At 69.8% G+C, this 18,399-nt stretch carries 19 protein-coding genes; 14 read left to right on the top strand and 5 right to left on the bottom strand.

The features are described 5' to 3' along the window. The 3 genes from ACFVW8_RS00830 to ACFVW8_RS00840 all read right to left on the bottom strand — a co-directional run. On the bottom strand, nt 1-676 hold a 676-nt coding region (locus ACFVW8_RS00830), incomplete at its 3' end, for a DUF3152 domain-containing protein (RefSeq protein WP_389685422.1). Then, nucleotides 666-1,622, bottom strand: a complete 957-nt coding sequence (locus ACFVW8_RS00835; protein WP_389685541.1) for a hypothetical protein — start codon at nt 1,620-1,622, stop codon at nt 666-668. The genes ACFVW8_RS00835 and ACFVW8_RS00830, both read right to left, overlap by 11 nt. 17 nt (nt 1,623-1,639) lie before the next feature. Continuing rightward, nucleotides 1,640-2,149, bottom strand: coding sequence for a SigE family RNA polymerase sigma factor (locus tag ACFVW8_RS00840; protein WP_389685423.1), 510 nt, complete (start codon nt 2,147-2,149; stop codon nt 1,640-1,642). Nucleotides 2,150-2,309: 160 nt separating this feature from the next. Between ACFVW8_RS00840 and ACFVW8_RS00845 the strand changes: the two genes are divergently transcribed. Continuing rightward, on the top strand, nt 2,310-3,002 hold the full coding sequence (locus ACFVW8_RS00845; protein WP_389685424.1) for a demethylmenaquinone methyltransferase: 693 nt from the start codon (nt 2,310-2,312) through the stop codon (nt 3,000-3,002). 157 nt (nt 3,003-3,159) lie between these two features. Next, a complete protein-coding gene (locus tag ACFVW8_RS00850; protein ID WP_389685425.1) occupies nt 3,160-4,443 on the top strand; it encodes a geranylgeranyl reductase family protein in 1,284 nt (427 codons plus the stop codon). Here ACFVW8_RS00850 and ACFVW8_RS00855 read toward each other — a convergent pair. Continuing rightward, a complete protein-coding gene (locus ACFVW8_RS00855) occupies nt 4,409-5,251 on the bottom strand; it encodes a helix-turn-helix domain-containing protein (RefSeq protein WP_389685426.1) in 843 nt (280 codons plus the stop codon). The genes ACFVW8_RS00850 and ACFVW8_RS00855 overlap by 35 nt on opposite strands. A 48-nt stretch (nt 5,252-5,299) precedes the next feature. Here ACFVW8_RS00855 and ACFVW8_RS00860 point away from each other — a divergent pair, with 48 nt between their 5' ends. Further along, nucleotides 5,300-5,677 carry a cupin domain-containing protein gene (locus ACFVW8_RS00860; RefSeq protein WP_389685427.1) on the top strand — a complete coding sequence of 126 codons (378 nt, stop codon included), beginning with the start codon at nt 5,300-5,302 and terminating at the stop codon, nt 5,675-5,677. A gap of 151 nt (nt 5,678-5,828) precedes the next feature. Here the strand turns inward: ACFVW8_RS00860 and ACFVW8_RS00865 are convergent, their stop codons facing one another. Beyond that, complete coding sequence (locus ACFVW8_RS00865) at nt 5,829-6,668, bottom strand: C40 family peptidase (protein WP_389685428.1); 840 nt, start codon at nt 6,666-6,668, stop codon at nt 5,829-5,831. A gap of 801 nt (nt 6,669-7,469) precedes the next feature. Here ACFVW8_RS00865 and ACFVW8_RS00870 point away from each other — a divergent pair. The 11 genes from ACFVW8_RS00870 to nuoK are packed head-to-tail and all read left to right on the top strand — an operon-like array spanning nt 7,470 to nt 18,391. Then, nucleotides 7,470-7,829, top strand: a complete 360-nt coding sequence (locus ACFVW8_RS00870) for an NADH-quinone oxidoreductase subunit A (protein ID WP_123460983.1) — start codon at nt 7,470-7,472, stop codon at nt 7,827-7,829. An 18-nt stretch (nt 7,830-7,847) separates the two neighbouring features. Continuing rightward, nucleotides 7,848-8,402, top strand: a complete 555-nt coding sequence (locus tag ACFVW8_RS00875) for an NADH-quinone oxidoreductase subunit B family protein (protein WP_123524257.1) — start codon at nt 7,848-7,850, stop codon at nt 8,400-8,402. Next, complete coding sequence (locus tag ACFVW8_RS00880) at nt 8,399-9,112, top strand: NADH-quinone oxidoreductase subunit C (protein ID WP_389685429.1); 714 nt, start codon at nt 8,399-8,401, stop codon at nt 9,110-9,112. Before ACFVW8_RS00875 ends, ACFVW8_RS00880 begins: the two co-directional genes overlap by 4 nt. Continuing rightward, nucleotides 9,112-10,434, top strand: coding sequence for an NADH-quinone oxidoreductase subunit D (locus ACFVW8_RS00885; protein ID WP_389685430.1), 1,323 nt, complete (start codon nt 9,112-9,114; stop codon nt 10,432-10,434). The genes ACFVW8_RS00880 and ACFVW8_RS00885 overlap by 1 nt, the downstream gene beginning before the upstream one ends. Before the next feature lie 29 nt (nt 10,435-10,463). After that, on the top strand, nt 10,464-11,279 hold the full coding sequence (gene nuoE / locus ACFVW8_RS00890; RefSeq protein WP_389685542.1) for an NADH-quinone oxidoreductase subunit NuoE: 816 nt from the start codon (nt 10,464-10,466) through the stop codon (nt 11,277-11,279). Further along, nucleotides 11,276-12,643, top strand: coding sequence for an NADH-quinone oxidoreductase subunit NuoF (nuoF, locus tag ACFVW8_RS00895; RefSeq protein WP_389685431.1), 1,368 nt, complete (start codon nt 11,276-11,278; stop codon nt 12,641-12,643). The genes nuoE and nuoF overlap by 4 nt, the downstream gene beginning before the upstream one ends. Further along, the gene (locus ACFVW8_RS00900) at nt 12,640-15,147 is read left to right on the top strand and encodes an NADH-quinone oxidoreductase subunit G (RefSeq protein ID WP_389685432.1); all 2,508 of its coding nucleotides are present in this window, start codon (nt 12,640-12,642) and stop codon (nt 15,145-15,147) included. Before nuoF ends, ACFVW8_RS00900 begins: the two co-directional genes overlap by 4 nt. After that, nucleotides 15,144-16,547: an NADH-quinone oxidoreductase subunit NuoH gene (nuoH, locus tag ACFVW8_RS00905; protein ID WP_389685433.1), complete on the top strand. Its 1,404-nt coding sequence runs from the start codon at nt 15,144-15,146 to the stop codon at nt 16,545-16,547. The genes ACFVW8_RS00900 and nuoH overlap by 4 nt, the downstream gene beginning before the upstream one ends. Then, a complete protein-coding gene (gene nuoI, locus ACFVW8_RS00910; protein ID WP_389685434.1) occupies nt 16,540-17,268 on the top strand; it encodes an NADH-quinone oxidoreductase subunit NuoI in 729 nt (242 codons plus the stop codon). The genes nuoH and nuoI overlap by 8 nt, the downstream gene beginning before the upstream one ends. After that, entirely contained in the window at nt 17,265-18,095 is an 831-nt protein-coding gene (locus tag ACFVW8_RS00915; protein ID WP_389685435.1) for an NADH-quinone oxidoreductase subunit J, read from the top strand. The genes nuoI and ACFVW8_RS00915 overlap by 4 nt, the downstream gene beginning before the upstream one ends. Next, nucleotides 18,092-18,391 (top strand): NADH-quinone oxidoreductase subunit NuoK, encoded by a 300-nt coding sequence (gene nuoK, locus ACFVW8_RS00920; protein WP_024493678.1) that lies wholly within the window; start codon nt 18,092-18,094, stop codon nt 18,389-18,391. The genes ACFVW8_RS00915 and nuoK overlap by 4 nt, the downstream gene beginning before the upstream one ends. The last annotated feature ends 8 nt before the right edge of the window (nt 18,392-18,399 follow it).

Raw genomic sequence — 18,399 nt, forward strand, 5'->3', positions numbered from 1 at the left:
GCTTGAGGTTGACCATCACGTCGACGCCGACGCGGCAGTTGTCCTCGCCATGGGTGTCGAGTCGGCTCTGCCCGCAGATCCTGTCGGTGGTCGCGGCCGTGGCGATACGGACCACCAGACCCGCCGTCCCTCCCGAGACCTGGTGGAAGGTGTGGGCCCCGCCGTGCGCCCAGCCGCGCGGTGCGGCCAGGATGCCGGCGACCTGAGCGGCGGCCTTGTCCGGGTCGACACCCGTACCGTCCTCCACCTCGACCCGGTAGGCGTTGCCGCCACCCGAGGTGACGCCCGCCCGGGCGACCGTGAAGGTGCCGGGGCCCGACGCGGGAATGGTGGTGCTGTGACTGGCCTTGGGCTTCGCACGCGGACTGGCCTTGGGGGCCGGCTCCGTTTTCGCGCTCTTGCCCGGGCTCGCCCCGGACGTCGAGTCGGGGCCGGGGGACGACGCAGGCGCACCCCCGGTGGAACCGTCCGGCCCGGACTCGGCCGCCGCGGCCGGCAGATCGTCCCCGCCGGTCCACAGCGGGGCGGCCAGCACCGCGGCGCACACCAGCGCCGCCGGCACGAGGACCGCGAGCAGCACCCGTATCCGGCTGCGTCTGCGACGCTCCTGCCGTGCGCGCCGCCGCAGCCCCTGGCCGCGCCGCTGTCTCTGCTTCCGTGATGCCTCAGCCGACACGTTCCGCGGACTCCTTCGTTTCCATCGAGTGCTCGTCCGCGTATTTCACGAGGTCGAGGAATCTGTCGTTCCCGGCGACGCCGAGCAGCTCGCCGACGCTGACCGGGGGCGACGTCTTCGTGGTCGTGTCTCCGCCGACCGAGAGGGCGACGGAGCTGTCGCCGTACGCGAAACGCACGACCGTGGTGGTGACGGACTGCGACTGCCGTGGGCGGGAGGCCGTGGTGACGGCGCGGGCCTCGATCCCGCCGGGGAGCGTCGCCGTCCGGCAGCGCACCTTCTTGTCCAGGTCGTCACGGCAGGGCGGCTGCCCGGGGGCCGCGCCGCCCCCCGGAGTGCCCATGGGGCGGACCGAGAAGACGAGGGGGAAGGCCTTGCCGTCCGCCCCGCCCTGATACCGGCTGACCGCGAGGTCCACCGGCCGGACCGGGCCGAACTCCGGTGGCAGCAGCTTGTCGAGCAGCGCCGCGGCCTCCTGCTGGAACCCCTCCTGCCGGACCCGTTCGGCGTCCGGCAGATCCGCCATGGACGACTGGCCGGGCGACGGCGCGATGTGCAGGCGCGAGGGGAGCGGAGAATCCGTGGGGGCGACCCACGACGGCGCCGTGGTCACGGGGGCCGCCGGGACCGAGGGCACGGCCGACGGCGGGATACGCGCACCGCGCGAGGCGGCGGACCAGGTCCCGGCGGGCTCCGCACCGACGCTTCCGCCCCCGCCCCACACCGGCAGGACCGCGCCCAGCACACCCAGCGCCACCACGCCCGTCACCCCCGCCCCGATGGCGGCGCGGGCCCGGACGCGACGGCTGCGGCCCTGCACCAGGGCTGCGGGCACCAGGTCCGGCAGGGCCGGCGCACCGTCGGTCGCCTGCTCCATGGCCGCCCGGATCAGCAGGGCCTCGGCCTCCTCGTCCGGTCCCCGGCGGGGAAAGCGGTCCGAAGACATGTCCACGGCGGTTCTCCTCAGCTTCGGGTGGTGTAGAGGTGGGCGTCGCCCAGCCGCGTGCGCAGGCTGGCGAGTGAGCGCGAGCACTGGCTCTTCACGGTGGACGGGCTGCAGCGCAGCAGCTCCGCGACCGTCTCCACGCTCAGGTCCTCCCAGTAGCGCAGGACGACCATCGCCCGTGCGCGGGGCGGCAGTTCGGTGAGCGCGGCCAGCAGGGTGAGCGTCAGCTCGGGGCCGACCGCGGGTGGCTGGGCGGCGATCGGCGTATGGGCCCGGAAATCGCGCAGCCGGCGGCGGCGCTCGGCGATGTAGGTACGGGTCAGCACGGTCCGGGCGTAGGCGTCGGGGTGTTCGGCGGCGCTTGCCCGGTGCCAGTGCTGGAAGAGCTTCGCCAGCGTCGTCTGGGTCAGATCGCGGGCGCTCTCCGCGTCACCGCACAGCAGATACGCCGTGCGGTACAGCCGGCGCTGGCTCGCCCGGGCGAACTCCTCGAAGCCGTCCGCGCCCCCACTGCCTGCTGCGGCCATCCGTCCCCCCTCTCCGTTTCCCCGGTGGTCCTTGGTGCTCTCTCCCCCTGTACTGAGTGCCGCCGGACCGAAAAGGTTGAAGACGGGTTTCTCCCGGGCGTTCGCTTCCTCCCGGGCGTCCGCCGCGATCAGTCCGGGGCCGGGCTGCTTGAATGGGCGGGTGACCCGAGCCTCCCTGGACAAGCAGCCGCACGAAGTCGCTTCGATGTTCGACGACGTGGCGGCGAACTACGATCTCACCAACGACGTGCTCTCGCTCGGCCAGGCGCGGCTGTGGCGCAAAGCGGTCGCGAAGGCGGTGGCCGCCCGGCCCGCCGAGAAGGTGCTCGATCTGGCCGCCGGGACCGCGACGTCCTCGCTGCCGTTCGCCGCGACCGGTGCGTACGTCGTGCCGTGCGACTTCTCCATCGGCATGCTCCAGGAGGGCAAGAAGCGCAACTCCTGGCTGCCGTTCACCGCGGGCGACGCGACGCGGCTGCCGTTCCGCGACGAGACCTTCGACGCGGTGACGATCTCCTTCGGGCTGCGCAACGTCCAGGACACGGACCAGGCGCTGCGCGAGCTGTACCGGGTGACGAAGCCCGGCGGGCGGGTCGTCATCTGCGAGTTCTCGCAGCCGGTCTGGACGCCGTTCCGGACCGTCTACACCGAGTACCTGATGCGGGCGCTGCCGCCGGTCGCGCGCTCGGTGTCGTCCAACCCCGACGCGTACGTCTATCTCGCCGAGTCGATCCGCGCCTGGCCCGACCAGGCCGGGCTCGCCGCCAGGCTCCAGCAGGCCGGCTGGTCGGAGGTTGCCTGGCGCAACCTGACCGGCGGAGTGGTGGCGCTGCACCGGGGCGTACGCGCCTGACCGACGAGGAGCGGCCCCCCGGCCGCGCGCAACCGCTCCGGCGCGGGGCGCGGCCGACATCGGGGAGCCCTTCGGAGGCAGCCCGGCACGCCCCCATAGACTGCCTTGGCCATGTGCCGCGCGGCACGCGATATTCGAGTCCTCGGGAGATCCGACCGTGACCGAGCCCCTGTCCGAACACAGCGCGGACGTGATCGTCGTCGGGGCAGGCCCGGCCGGCTCCACGACCGCGTACTACCTCGCCAAGGCGGGACTCGACGTCCTCCTCCTGGAGAAGACCGCGTTCCCGCGCGAGAAGGTCTGCGGCGACGGCCTGACCCCGCGCGCCACCAAGCAGCTCGTCTCCATGGGCATCGACATCTCCGAAGAGGCCGGCTGGCTGCGCAACAAGGGCCTGCGCATCATCGGCGGCGGCGTCCGGCTCCAGCTGGACTGGCCGGATCTCGCCTCGTACCCGGACTACGGACTGGTCCGCAAGCGCGACGACTTCGACGAGCAGCTGGCCCGACAGGCGCAGAAGGGCGGCGCGCGGCTGTACGAGCGCTGCAACGTCGGCGCACCGATCAAGGACGAGCGCACCGGCCGGATCACCGGCGTGCACGCGAAGCTCGGCGAGGAGAAGACCCCGGTCACCTTCCACGCCCCGCTCGTCGTCGCCGCCGACGGCAACTCCACCAGGCTCTCGCTCGCGATGGGCCTGCACCGGCGCGAGGACCGCCCGATGGGCGTCGCGGTCCGTACGTACTTCACCTCGCCCCGCCACGACGACGACTACCTGGAGTCCTGGCTGGAACTCTGGGACCGCCGGGGCGTCGAGGACCGGCTGCTGCCCGGCTACGGCTGGATCTTCGGCATGGGCGACGGCACTTCCAACGTCGGCCTCGGCATCCTCAACTCCTCCTCCGCCTTCAAGGAGCTGGACTGGCGCGAGGTCCTCAAGGCGTGGTGCGCGTCCATGCCGCAGGACTGGGGCTACACCCCGGAGAACATGACGATGCCGATCCGCGGCGCCGCCCTCCCGATGGCCTTCAACCGTCAGCCGCACTACACCAAGGGCCTGCTGCTCGTCGGTGACGCGGGCGGCATGGTCAACCCGTTCAACGGCGAAGGCATCGCGTACGCCATGGAGTCGGGCCAGATCGCCGCGGACGTCATCGTCCAGGCGCACGCCCGCTCGACCCCGGCCCAGCGCGAACTGGCCCTGAACAACTACCCGAAGGTGCTCAAGGAGACCTACGGCGGCTACTACACGATGGGCCGCGCCTTCGTGAAGCTGATCGGCAACCCGAAGGTCATGAAGGTCGCCACCCAGCGCGGCCTGACGCACCCGCTGCTGATGAAGTTCACGCTGAAGATGCTCGCCAACCTCACCGACCCGACGGGCGGCGACGCGATGGACCGCATCATCAACGGGCTGACGAAGGTGGCTCCGCGGTCCTGACCCGGCGGGACCCGGCGTAGCGCGCGGGCGGGGACCCCAGATGGCGGGTGAAGTGCCGGCTGAGGTGCGCCTGGTCGTGGAATCCGACCGTGGCGGCCACCTCGGCCGGGCGGGCGCGGGAGAGCAGGAGCCGGCGGGCCCGGTCCACCCGTCTGCCGGTGAGGTAGGTGTGCGGCGGGATGCCGTACGTCCGGGTGAAGCAGCGGATCAGGTGGGTGGGGTGGGCGTGCAGCCGCGCGGCCGCCTCGTCCAGTGATATTCCGGTGGATATGCGGGCATCCAGCAGCTCGCGCAGGCCGGTGGCCAGCCGGTTGGCCTCGCGGCCGGGCGCGCGCGGCAGCGACGTCCGCAGGCGCTGGAGCAGCCGCTCGCGTACGAATGCCAGCCGGGACTCGGCTTCGAAGGCGTCCGAGGGGCTCCGCAGCGTGTCGTGCAGCTGATGAATACGCTGCCGCAGCAGCGCGTCCCCGTGCACCGGGCCGTCGACCGCGGCCCCGGCCAGCCGCTGGGGGAGGACCGCCGAGTCCAGGTAGAGCACCCGTTTGCGGAATCCGGACGGCCGGGCCGTACGTCCGTCGTGCGGGACATGGGGCGGCAGCAGGACGACCGATCCGGCTCCGGCCACCCCGTGCCGATGCCGGTCGACGGCGAAGTCGACCGCCCCCTCGTCCAGGATCATCAGGTCCCAGGTGTCGTGGGTGTGGACCGGGTAGGCGTGGTCGGTGAAGTGCGCGTGGAAGACCTCGGCAATCCCTTGAACGCCGGGTCGCCAGGCGGTGATCGCGGTACGGGGCCGGTCGTCGGGCATGCCAGGAACGTACAAGACCGGCCGCGCCGGGCACGGAACGCTGGGGACATGTCCATCACAGAGGTTCCCGGCCCCGTCAGCATCGGCGAGCGGCTCTCCCGGTTCACCGAGCTCTGGTCCCAGAAGAGGATCGCGGCGGTCAACGACTACGAGGTCAAGGTCGCCAAGCTGAAGGGGGAGTTCGTCTGGCACACCCACGAGGACACGGACGAACTGCTCATGGTCGTCAGCGGGCGGCTCACCGTCCAGTTCCGGAAGGGGGACGTGGTGCTCGACCCGGGCGAACTGGTCGTCGTGCCCCGGGGCGTCGAGCACCGTACGGTCGCCGCCGAGGAGACCGCGATCCTGTTGCTGGAGCCCGCGGGGGTGCTGAACACGGGCGATGCGGGCGGCGCGATGACCAGGGCGGCCGAAGCGCTGGACTGACCCGGATGCCACCGGTGCGGTCCGGTGGGGGCTGTTCAGGGCTGTTCGCCCCGGTTCACAAGCGCCTCGGCGCACAGTGAAGGGCCGAGGCTCCCGAGCGGGGGAGCCACGGCCCTTCGACGTGCGCCGAGGCGCTTGTGAATCCGAGAACTCAGAGGACGCGGACCGCACCCGACGGCGGGTCGTAGTCCAGGGGCTTCTGCACCACACCGGTGGAGGAGTTCTGCGCGCCGACGAACTGGCCGCCGCCCACGTACACACCGACGTGGTACGCGCTGCCCGCGCCGCCCCAGTAAAGGATGTCGCCCGGCTGGAGGTTGCTCAGCGAGACCTGGGTGCCGGCCGTGGACTGGCTCTGCGAGACGCGCGGCAGGTCGACGCCCACCGTGCGGAACGCGGCCTGGACGAGGCCGGAGCAGTCCCACGAGTTGGGGCCGGTGCCGCCGGAGACGTACGCGTCGCCGATCTGCATCTGCACGAAGGAGACGACGGAGGCCGCGGAGCCGGTGGCCGACGAGGAGGACGGGGCCGAGGTGGTCGACGCCGAGGAACCGGACGAGGAGGAGCCGGAGGAGGCGCTGAGCGTCGTGCGCTCGGTGGAGCGGGAGGCGCGCTCGGCGGCCTCCGCCTTGGCCTTCGCGGCGGCTTCGGCCTTCTTCTTGGCCTCCGCCTTGCGGACGGCCTCTGCCTTGGCCTTCTTGGCGGCCTTGGCGGCGGTCGTGGCCGCGGCGTCCTCGCTGGCCTGCGTCTCCAGGTCCAGGGCGACCTGCTGCGTGGCCTCGGCGGACGCTGCGACGGTCGTGGAGAGCCCGGCCGTGATGGTGGGCATCTCGATGGTCTGGGTCACCGGCTCGGCCGCCTGGGCAGGACCGGCAGCGCCTGCGACCGCGATGGTGCTGAGGACGCCACCGGCAACTCCGGCCCGCAGCGCCGTCTTCGAGGCGTTTCGGCGGGGCTTCCGGTGGCTGGGTATGAGAGCGGTTTGGGACATGGGTACTAGCGCTATCAGGGCCTCAGGGGTCCCATCAAGAAACGTGTGTTGCGACACAATTACGTTCGGAATCTGTGAATCCGCTTTCTGGCGGCCCTTATTGACGCCGTAACGGGCAAATCGGGCACCCACGATCACGGCTGTGATCACGGGTTTTCGGCAATACGCCCGAATTGCCCGTCACTTACCATCCGTTCACACTGTTGGCCAAGCCCGCTTGTATGGCAGGGGAGGTTGCGTGATGCAGGTCACAGCATGGTCTCGGTGTGACGGGCATACGAGTGCCTCGCGCGAGAAGAGCGGAACGGGTGAGGAACTGGTGGCGCGTGACGGCCCATTCGTCCGGAAGAGTGGCAATGTCGCGAAGCGTCCACTTCGTCCCCCGTCCGGGCGACCCCGGGCGGCTCCGATCGGTCCCCGGTGTCCCGGGTTGACCCCAGACCGGGGCAGATCCCTATATCACCGCATCGCGTCCATCGCCAATTTGGCGGTTGGCGCTGTGGCTTGATAGAGCAACACCTCTTTGACCAGCGGTGACGGGAGTGAATGTCACGTCTCGTGATCACTCGGCCGCTTCGCGTACGAAGATCACCGCTCATCCGACTTCATGATCGTTCGTCAGGTGGTGGAGATCACAAAGGCGTTGTCGTACCCCGTGTCGCAGATCACAGGACGGCGGGCATAGGATGCGGGGCAGTCGGGCTTGTGAACTGCCTCACATGTGCACGATCTTGGTGAGGTGGCGAGCCAGATTGCCCGATGCGGTCCAACGGTCAAGGACGACTGGAAGGAGCGAGGAGCGTGAATGCCTACGCGCCCATCCTCGTGCTCGGCGCCCTCGGGGCAGGGTTTGCGATCTTCTCCGTGGTCAGCGCCACGCTTATCGGTCCCAAGCGGTACAACCGGGCAAAGCTCGAAGCGTATGAGTGCGGTATCGAACCCACCCCCACTCCAGCCGGAGGCGGCCGCTTCCCGATCAAGTACTACCTGACGGCGATGCTCTTCATCGTCTTCGACATCGAGATCGTCTTCCTCTATCCCTGGGCGGTCACCTTCGACGCCCTGGGGATCTTCGGGCTCGTCGAGATGCTGCTCTTCGTGCTCACCGTCTTCGTCGCCTACGCATACGTGTGGCGCCGCGGCGGTCTGGAATGGGACTGAGGGGCTGAGGGGCACACCATGGGACTCGAAGAGAAGCTGCCCAGCGGCTTCGTGCTGACCACTGTCGAGCAGGCCGCCGGCTGGGTACGGAAGTCATCCGTATTCCCTGCCACCTTCGGCCTCGCCTGCTGCGCCATCGAGATGATGACCACCGGGGCCGGGCGCTACGACCTGGCCCGGTTCGGGATGGAGGTCTTCCGCGGATCGCCGCGGCAGGCGGACCTGATGATCGTGGCGGGGCGGGTGAGCCAGAAGATGGCGCCCGTCCTGCGACAGGTCTACGACCAGATGCCGAACCCCAAGTGGGTCATCTCCATGGGGGTTTGTGCGTCGTCGGGCGGGATGTTCAACAATTACGCCATTGTTCAGGGTGTTGATCATATTGTCCCGGTTGACATCTATTTGCCGGGTTGCCCGCCGCGTCCCGAGATGCTGATCGACGCGATCCTCAAGCTCCACCAGAAGATCCAGGGCTCCAAGCTCGGGGTCAACGCGGAGGAGGCCGCCCGCGAGGCGGAGGAAGCGGCGATCAACGCACTGCCCCTGATCGAGATGAAGGGGCTGCTGCGATGAGCGACCAGGAGCAGGGCGCCAACGGCGTCCCCTCCCCGCGCGACGAGCACGGCGAGGTCATCGGCGTACGCAAGGGCATGTTCGGCGCGAACAACGGCGGCGACACCTCCGGCTACGGCGGGCTCATCCGCACGGTCGCCCTGCCGGGCGCCACCTCGCGCCCGTACGGCGGCTGGTTCGACGAGGTCGCCGACGAGCTCGAAGGAGCCCTGGAGGAACAGGGGCTGCTTCCCGAGAACGCCATCGAGAAGACCGTCGTGGACCGCGACGAGCTCACCTTCCACATCGCCCGCGAGCACCTGCCCACCGTCGCCAGGACCCTGCGCGACGACCCGGCGCTGCGCTTCGAGCTCTGTACGGGGGTGAGCGGCGTCCACTTCCTCGGTGACAAGGGACGCGAACTGCACGCCGTCTACCACCTGCGGTCCCTCACCCACGGCCGGCTCATCCGGCTGGAGGTGTCCGCACCGGACAGCGATCCGCACATCCCGTCCCTCGTCGCGGTCTACCCGACCAACGACTGGCACGAGCGCGAGACCTACGACTTCTTCGGGCTCGTCTTCGACGGGCATCCCGCCCTGACCCGGATCATGATGCCGGACGACTGGCAGGGCTTCCCGCAGCGCAAGGACTACCCGCTCGGCGGCATCGCCATCGAGTACAAGGGCGCCCAGATCCCGTCTCCGGACCAGCGGAGGTCGTACTCCTGATGACCACTCCCCACGCGACACCCCGTGCGACCACCGAGGGGACTGTATATACGGTCACCGGCGGCGACTGGGACGAGGTCGTCGAATCGGCGGCAGCCTCCGACGACGAGCGCATCATCGTCAACATGGGTCCCCAGCACCCGTCCACCCACGGTGTGCTCCGGCTGATCCTGGAGATCGACGGCGAGACCGTCACCGAGGCCCGCTGCGGTATCGGCTACCTCCACACCGGCATCGAGAAGAACCTCGAATTCCGCAACTGGACGCAGGGCACCACCTTCGTCACACGCATGGACTACCTGACGCCGTTCTTCAACGAGACGGCGTACTGCCTGGGGGTGGAGAAGCTCCTCGGCATCGAGGACCAGATCCCCGACCGGGCCAGCGTCCTGCGCGTGCTGCTGATGGAGCTCAACCGGCTCTCCTCGCACCTGGTGTGCATCGCCACCGGCGGCATGGAGCTCGGCGCCACGACGATCATGATCTACGGCTTCCGCGATCGTGAACTCGTTCTCGATGTCTTCGAGCTGATCACCGGCCTGCGGATGAACCACGCGTTCGTCCGGCCCGGCGGCCTCGCCCAGGACCTGCCCCCGGGCACGGTCGACCATCTGCGCGAGTTCGTGAAGACCATGAAGAAGAACCTGCCGGAGTACGACGCGCTCGCCACCGGCAACCCCATCTTCAAGGCCCGTATGCAGGACGTCGGTTACCTCGACCTGACCGGTTGCATGGCGCTCGGCGCCACCGGCCCCGTCCTGCGCTCCGCCGGGCTCCCGCACGACCTGCGCAAGACCGATCCCTACTGCGGGTACGAGAACTACGAGTTCGACGTCCCCACGGCGGACAGCTGCGACGCCTACGGCCGCTTCCTCATCCGTCTCGAGGAGATGCGCCAGTCGCTGCGGATCATCGAGCAGTGCATCGACCGGCTCGAACCGGGACCGGTCATGGTCGGCGACAAGAAGATCGCCTGGCCCGCGCAGCTCGCGCTCGGACCGGACGGACTCGGCAACTCGCTCGACCACATCAGGAAGATCATGGGCACCTCCATGGAGGCCCTGATCCACCACTTCAAGCTGGTGACCGAGGGCTTCCGGGTCCCGGCCGGGCAGACGTACACCGCGGTCGAGTCGCCCAAGGGCGAACTCGGCGTGCACGTCGTCTCGGACGGCGGCACCCGCCCCTACCGGGTCCACTTCCGCGACCCGTCCTTCACCAATCTGCAGGCCATGGCGGCGATGTGCGAGGGCGGCCAGGTAGCCGACGTCATCGTCGCCGTCGCGTCCATCGACCCCGTGATGGGAGGCGTCGACCGGTGACCGAAGCACGTCAGGAAGTCAGTCTGGGGATGCCGCAGCTCCCCGCCCCCGCCTATCCGGCCGAGGTGCTCGCCAGGCTCGAAGCGGACGCGAAGGAGGTGATCGCCCGCTACCCCGGCAGCCGCTCCGCGCTGCTGCCGCTGCTGCACCTCGTGCAGTCCGAGGAGGGCTACGTCTCCCGTACGGGCATGGCGTTCTGCGCCGAGCAGCTCGGCCTCACCACCGCCGAGGTCACCGCGGTCGCCACCTTCTACTCGATGTACCGGCGCAGGCCGAGCGGCGACTACCAGGTCGGTGTCTGCACCAACACGCTCTGCGCGGTGATGGGCGGCGACGCGATCTTCGACCGGCTCAAGGAGCACCTCGGCGTCGGCAACGACGAGACGACCGAGGACGGCAAGGTCACCCTCGAACACATCGAGTGCAACGCGGCCTGCGACTTCGCGCCCGTCGTGATGGTCAACTGGGAGTTCTTCGACAACCAGACGCCCGAGAGCGCGACGCAGCTCGTCGACGACCTGATCGCCGGCCGCACCGTCGAGCCGACCCGCGGCGCCCCGCTGTGCTCGTACAAGGACACCGCCCGGATCCTGGCCGGTTTCCCCGACGAGCGCCCGGGCGCGGTCGAGGCGACCGGCGGCGCCGGACCGGCCTCGCTGATCGGCCTGAAGCTGGCCAAGGGCGAGGTCACGGCGCCGGCCCGCGTGGTGAGCCCGCGCGGCGAGGCCCCGAGCGACGAACCGCAGAAGGGCGCCGAACACCTCAGCTCCCACGACGCACCACAAGAGACCTCGGCATCCGACCCGGACCACCCGGCCGGCCCCGCCGCCGAGGAGGGGGAGTGATGACGTTGGCCGCCGAAATCGACAAGAACGGGACCAGTCCCGAGAAGCTTCTCGCACCGGTCCTCTCCGCCTTCTGGGACGAGCCCGAGTCCTGGACGCTGGAGACCTACCGCCGCCACGAGGGGTACGAGGGACTGCGCAAGGCCCTCACCATGGCCCCGGACGACCTCATCGCGTACGTCAAGGACTCCGGTCTGCGCGGCCGTGGCGGCGCGGGCTTCCCCACCGGGATGAAGTGGCAGTTCATCCCGCAGGGCGACGGCAAACCGCACTACCTGGTGGTCAACGCCGACGAGTCGGAGCCCGGGACCTGCAAGGACATCCCGCTCCTCTTCGCCAACCCGCACAGCCTCATCGAAGGCATCGTGATCGCCTGCTACGCGATCCGCTCCTCGCACGCCTTCATCTACCTGCGCGGTGAAGTCGTCCCCGTACTGCGGCGCCTGCACGAGGCCGTGCGCGAGGCCTACGAGGCGGGCTATCTCGGCACGAACATCCTGGGCTCCGGACTCGATCTGGAACTCACCGTGCACGCGGGCGCCGGTGCGTACATCTGCGGTGAGGAGACCGCACTGCTCGACTCGCTCGAAGGACGCCGTGGCCAGCCCCGGCTGCGCCCGCCCTTCCCCGCGGTCGCCGGTCTGTACGCCTGCCCCACTGTGGTGAACAACGTCGAGTCCATCGCCTCGGTTCCCGCGATCCTGAACAAGGGCAAGGACTGGTTCAAGTCGATGGGCAGCGAGAAGTCCCCGGGCTTCACGCTCTACTCGCTCAGCGGCCATGTCGTGGGACCCGGCCAGTACGAGGCGCCCCTCGGCGTCACCCTGCGCCAGCTCCTCGACATCAGCGGCGGCATGCGCCCCGGCCACCGGCTCAAGTTCTGGACCCCGGGCGGCTCCTCCACCCCGATGTTCACCGAGGAGCACCTCGACGTGCCCCTCGACTACGAGGGCGTCGGCGCCGCCGGTTCCATGCTCGGCACCAAGGCGCTCCAGTGCTTCGACGAGACGACCTGCGTCGTGCGCGCCGTCACCCGCTGGACCGAGTTCTACGCCCACGAGTCCTGCGGCAAGTGCACGCCGTGCCGTGAAGGTACGTACTGGCTCGTCCAGTTGCTGCGCGACATCGAGGCCGGCAAGGGCCAGATGTCCGACCTGGACAAGCTGAACGACATCGCCGACAACATCAACGGCAAGTCGTTCTGCGCCCTCGGCGACGGCGCGGCCTCGCCGATCTTCTCCTCGCTCAAGTACTTCCGCGAGGAGTACGAGCAGCACATCACGGGCAAGGGCTGCCCCTTCGATCCTGCCAAGTCGACCGTCTGGGCCGACGACAAGAACGCTCACCGGGGGGTGAACGCATGACAGTCACCACAAGTGCGCCCTCCGGGGGCGGCGAGGCGGCTCTCCCGCCCGAGGACCTCGTCACGCTGACCATCGACGGCATCGAGATCAGCGTGCCCAAGGGCACCCTGGTCATCCGGGCCGCCGAACTCCTCGGCATCGAGATCCCGCGCTTCTGCGACCACCCGCTCCTCGACCCGGCCGGCGCCTGCCGCCAGTGCATCGTCGAGGTCGAGGGCCAGCGCAAGCCGATGGCGTCCTGCACCATCACCTGCACCGACGGCATGGTCGTCAAATCGCAGATCTCCTCGCCCGTCGCGGAGAAGGCCCAGAAGGGGGTGATGGAGCTCCTGCTCATCAACCACCCGCTGGACTGCCCGGTCTGCGACAAGGGCGGCGAGTGCCCCCTGCAGAACCAGGCGATGTCGCACGGCGGCGCCGACTCCCGCTTCGACGGGAAGAAGCGCACCTTCGAGAAGCCCGTACCGATCTCCACCCAGGTGCTGCTGGACCGCGAGCGGTGCGTGCTCTGCGCCCGCTGCACCCGGTTCTCCAACCAGGTGGCGGGCGACCCGATGATCGAGCTGATCGAGCGCGGCGCGCTCCAGCAGGTCGGCACCGGCGAGGGCGACCCGTTCGAGTCGTACTTCTCCGGCAACACCATCCAGATCTGCCCCGTCGGGGCGCTGACCTCGGCGGCGTACCGGTTCCGCTCCCGCCCCTTCGACCTGGTGTCGACGCCGTCGGTGTGCGAACACTGTGCGGGCGGCTGTGCCACCCGCACCGACCACCGGCGCGGCAAGGTCATGCGGCGGCTCGCCTCCAACGACCCCGAGGTCAACGAGGAGTGGCTCTGCGACAAGGGCCGCTTCGGCTTCCGGTACGCGCAGCAGCGCGACCGGCTCACCACCCCGCTGGTGCGGGGCGATTCCGGTGAGCTGGAACCGGCGAGCTGGCCCGAGGCGCTCGAAGCGGCCGCCGCCGGACTCGCCGCGGCGCGCGGCCGGGCCGGGGTCCTCACGGGCGGCCGGCTGACCGTCGAGGACGCGTACGCGTACGGCAAGTTCGCCCGGATCGCCCTGGACACCAACGACATCGACTTCCGGGCCCGGGTGCACAGCAGCGAGGAGGCCGACTTCCTGGCCGCCCGCGTCGCCGGGCGCGGACGCGACCTGGACGGTGCGGGGGTCACGTACACCTCGCTGGAGAAGGCCCCGGCCGTGCTGCTGGTCGGCTTCGAGTCCGAGGAGGAGGCGCCCGGCGTCTTCCTGCGGCTGCGCAAGGCGAACCGCAAGCACGGGCAGCGGACCTTCGCCGTCGCCACGCACGCCACCCGCGGGCTGACGAAGGCGGGCGGCACGCTGCTGCCCGCGGCCCCCGGCACCGAGACGGAGTGGCTGGACGCCATCGCGGGCGGTGTCGGCCTGGACGGCGACGGAGCCGCCGCGGCCGAGGCGCTGCGCGGCGAAGGCGCCCTGATCGTGGTGGGCGAACGGCTGGCCGGTGTGCCGGGCGGGCTGAGCGCCGCGGTACGGACGGCGACGGCCACCGGCGCCACCCTGGTGTGGATCCCGCGCCGGGCCGGCGAACGCGGTGCGGTGGAGGCGGGCGCGCTCCCGTCCCTGCTGCCCGGCGGCCGCCCGGCCACCGACCCGCGGGCCCGGGACGAGGTGGCGGCCGTCTGGGGCGTCGCCGAACTCCCGGCCGGCTTCGGCCGCGACACCGGCCAGATCATCGAGGCCGCGGCCACCGGCGAACTGGGCGCACTGCTCGTCGCCGGCGTAGAGACCGCGGACCTGCCCGACCCCGGCCGGGCCCTGGAGGCCCTGGACCGGGTCGGATTCCTGGTCTCGCTGGAGCTCCGCCCCAGTGAGGTCACCGACCGCGCGGATGTGGTGTTCCCGGTCGCCGCGGTCGCGGAGAAGTCCGGCACCTTCCTCAACTGGGAGGGCAGGGCGCGGATGTTCGAGGCCGCGCTGAAGCCGGAACAGATGACCCGGACCCTCGCGCCGGGCGACGCCCGGGTGCTGCACATGCTGGCCGACGCGCTCGACGTCCACTTCGCGCTGCCGGACCTGAAGTCGGTGCGCCGCGAGCTGGACCGCCTCGGCGGCCGGCCGGGCAGCCACGCGGACGACCCGCGCGAGCCGGCCCAGCCGCTGCCCCGGCCGGGCGACGGCGAGGCGGTCCTCGCGGGCCACCGGATGCTGCTCGACCTGGGCCGGCTCCAGGAGGGCGATACGGCGCTGGCCGGCACCCGGCACGCCGCGGTCGCCCGGCTCTCCGCCGTCACCGCTGCAGAGACCGGCGTCAAGGACGGCGATCTGCTGTCCGTCAGCGGCCCGGCGGGCAGTGTCGAACTCCCGCTCCAGGTCACCGACATGCCGGACCGGGTGGTCTGGGTGCCGCTGAACTCCACCGGACGGGGCGTGCCGGCCGGTACCGGCACCCAGCCCGGCGGCCTGGTGCGGATCGGTCCCGCCGCACCGGGTACTCCCGACGTCACACCGGAGGTGCGAGCGTGACTGCCTTCGCTCAACTGGCCGCGGTTCCGCACGGCGGAGTGCTCGCCGCCGAGGACCTGTCCATGTTCGGCACCGACCCCTGGTGGCTCGTCGTCATCAAGGCGGTCTTCTGCTTCGCGTTTCTGATGGTGACCGTGCTCTTCTCCATCGTGTGGGAGCGCAAGGTCGTCGCCTGGATGCAGCTGCGCATCGGTCCCAACCGGCACGGTCCCTGGGGCATGCTCCAGTCGCTCGCCGACGGCATCAAGCTGATGCTGAAGGAAGACGTCATCGTCAAGCGGGCGGACAAGTTCATCTACATCCTCGCCCCGATCGTGGCCGCCGTACCGGCGTTCATGGCCATCGCGGTGATCCCGTTCGGCCCGTCCGGCAACGAGGTCTCGATCTTCGGGCACCGTACGGCGATGCAGCTCACCGACCTGCCGATCGCGATGCTCTACATCCTCGCGGTCGCCTCGGTCGGGATCTACGGCATCGTGCTGGCGGGCTGGTCGTCCGGATCGACGTACCCGCTGCTCGGCGGCCTGCGCTCGTGCGCGCAGATGATCTCCTACGAGATCGCGATGGGCGCCGCGTTCGCCTCGGTCTTCCTCTACTCCGGGTCGATGTCGACCTCGAAGATCGTGGAGGCCCAGCAGGACCGCTGGTTCATCATTCTGCTGCCGGTCTCGTTCATCATCTACATCATCACGATGGTCGGTGAGACCAACCGGGCCCCGTTCGACATGCCGGAGTCCGAGGGCGACCTGGTCGGCGGCTTCAACACCGAGTACTCGTCGATCAAGTTCGCGATGTTCATGCTCGCCGAGTACGTCAACATGGTCACCGTCTCCGCGGTCTCCATCACCCTGTTCCTGGGCGGCTGGCGGGCCCCGTGGCCGATCAGCACCTTCTGGGAGGGCGCGAACCACGGCTGGTGGCCGATGCTCTGGTTCGTCATCAAGGTCCAGCTGCTGCTGTTCTTCTTCATCTGGCTGCGCGGCACGCTGCCCCGGGTCCGCTACGACCAGCTGATGAAGCTGGGCTGGAAGGTCCTGATCCCGGTCTCCGTGGTCTGGCTGATGCTGGTCGCCACGGTGCGGGCCCTGCGCAACGAGGGCTACGACTACTCGAAGATCCTGCTCTACGTGGCCGGGGCCGTGATCGCGATCCTGCTGATCTCCTTCGTCGTCGACATCTTCCGCGACAAGAAGGGCCGGGCCGAAGCGGCCGACGCGGAACCGGAGCCGGCGTTCGACCCGATGGCGGGGGGGTTCCCGGTGCCACCGCTGCCGGGACAGACCCTGCCACCGGTGCCGAGGCGCAGGCCACGCCGCGAGCGGGAGCTCGTTGTCAGTGGTGGCGCGGATACTCAGAGTGACGGAAATCCGAGTGACGGAAAGGAGGCCGACCATGTCTGAACTGCCTGAGTCGCAGGGGTCCCAGGGCCCGCCGAAGGCCACCGGGCCGACGGGGTCGAGTGTGGCTTCCGGGGGCTCGGGGGCCGGCGGGTCCGCCCAGTCCCCGCAGTCCTCGGACGACAAGTTCCAGAATCCGGTGGCCGGCTTCGGCGTGACCTTCAAGGCCATGTTCAAGAAGCGGCTGACCGAGCAGTATCCGGAGACGCCGAAGGTGACGGCGCCGCGCTTCCACGGCCGGCACCAGCTCAACCGCCACCCGGACGGCCTGGAGAAGTGCATCGGCTGCGAGCTGTGCGCCTGGGCCTGTCCGGCCGACGCGATCTATGTCGAGGGCGCGGACAACACCGAGGAGGAGCGCTACTCCCCGGGGGAACGCTACGGCCGCGTCTACCAGATCAACTACGCGCGCTGCATCCTGTGCGGACTGTGCATCGAGGCCTGCCCGACCAGGGCGCTGACGATGACCAACGAGTTCGAGCTCGCCAACACCACCCGCGAGAGCCTCATCTACACCAAGGACGAGCTGCTCGCGGGCCTGGAGGAGGGCATGGTCGACAGCCCGCACGCGATCTTCCCCGGCACGGACGAACAGGACTACTACCGGGGCCTGGTGACCGAGGTCGCTCCCGGTACGGAACGCCAGACCGCCGTCTCCAAGGGTGAGAAGCCGTCGGACGGCGACAGCGAGAGCAACGGCTCGGCACAGGAGGTGGACGCATGACCGGCCTGGCCGCAGCGGCCTCCCAGACGTCCACGGGCGAGGCCTTCCAGTTCTGGGTGCTCGGCACCGTCGCCGTGATCGGCGCGCTGTCCACCGTGCTGATGAAGAGGGCCGTGCACAGTGCGCTCAGCCTCGCCGGGACCATGATCATCCTGGCGGTCTTCTACCTCGCCAACGGCGCCTACTTCCTGGGCATCGTCCAGATCGTCGTCTACACCGGCGCGATCATGATGCTGTTCCTCTTCGTGGTCATGCTCGTCGGTGTGACGGCGGCCGACTCGCTGAAGGAGACCCTCAAGGGCCAGCGCTGGCTGGCCGTCGCCTGCGGGCTCGGCTTCGGCGTCCTGCTGATCGCCGGTATCGGCAACGCCTCGCTGCACAGCTTCAACGGGCTCGGCGCGGCCAACGCCGAGCACGGTGGAAACGTGGAGGGGCTCGCCAGCCTCATCTTCACCAAGTACGTCTTCGCCTTCGAGATCACCGGCGCCCTGCTGATCACCGCGACCGTCGGCGCGATGGTGCTCACGCACCGCGAGCGCACCGAACGGGCCAAGACCCAGCGGGAGATGTCCGAGGAGCGCGTACGCAGCAGCCACCTGCCGCCGCTGCCCGCCCCCGGTGTCTACGCCCGGCACAACGCCGTGGACATCGCCGGTCTGCTCCCCGACGGCACTCCGTCCGAACTCACCGTGATGCAGACGCTGCGCAAGCGCGGCCAGATGCGCGATGTGTCCAACGAGTCGCTGGCCGAGCTCAAGGCACTGGAGCAGCGCTCCGGTGAACGGCTCGGCCGGGACGACGCCGAAGAAGAGGAGGTCGCCAAGTGAATCCGGTCAACTACCTCTACCTCGCCGCTCTGTTGTTCACCATCGGCGCGTCCGGGGTGCTGATCAGGCGGAACGCGATCGTGGTGTTCATGTGCGTGGAGCTGATGCTCAACGCCTGCAACCTCGCGTTCGTCACCTTCTCCCGTATGCACGGCAACCTCGACGGCCAGATCATCGCCTTCTTCACGATGGTCGTCGCCGCCGCGGAGGTCGTCGTCGGGCTCGCGATCATCGTGTCGCTGTTCCGTTCCCGCCACTCGGCCTCGGTCGACGATGCCAGCCTGATGAAGCTGTAGAGGGGCGC

The sequence above is a fragment of the Streptomyces sp. NPDC058221 genome (assembly GCF_042882365.1).
Taxonomy (GTDB): domain Bacteria; phylum Actinomycetota; class Actinomycetes; order Streptomycetales; family Streptomycetaceae; genus Streptomyces.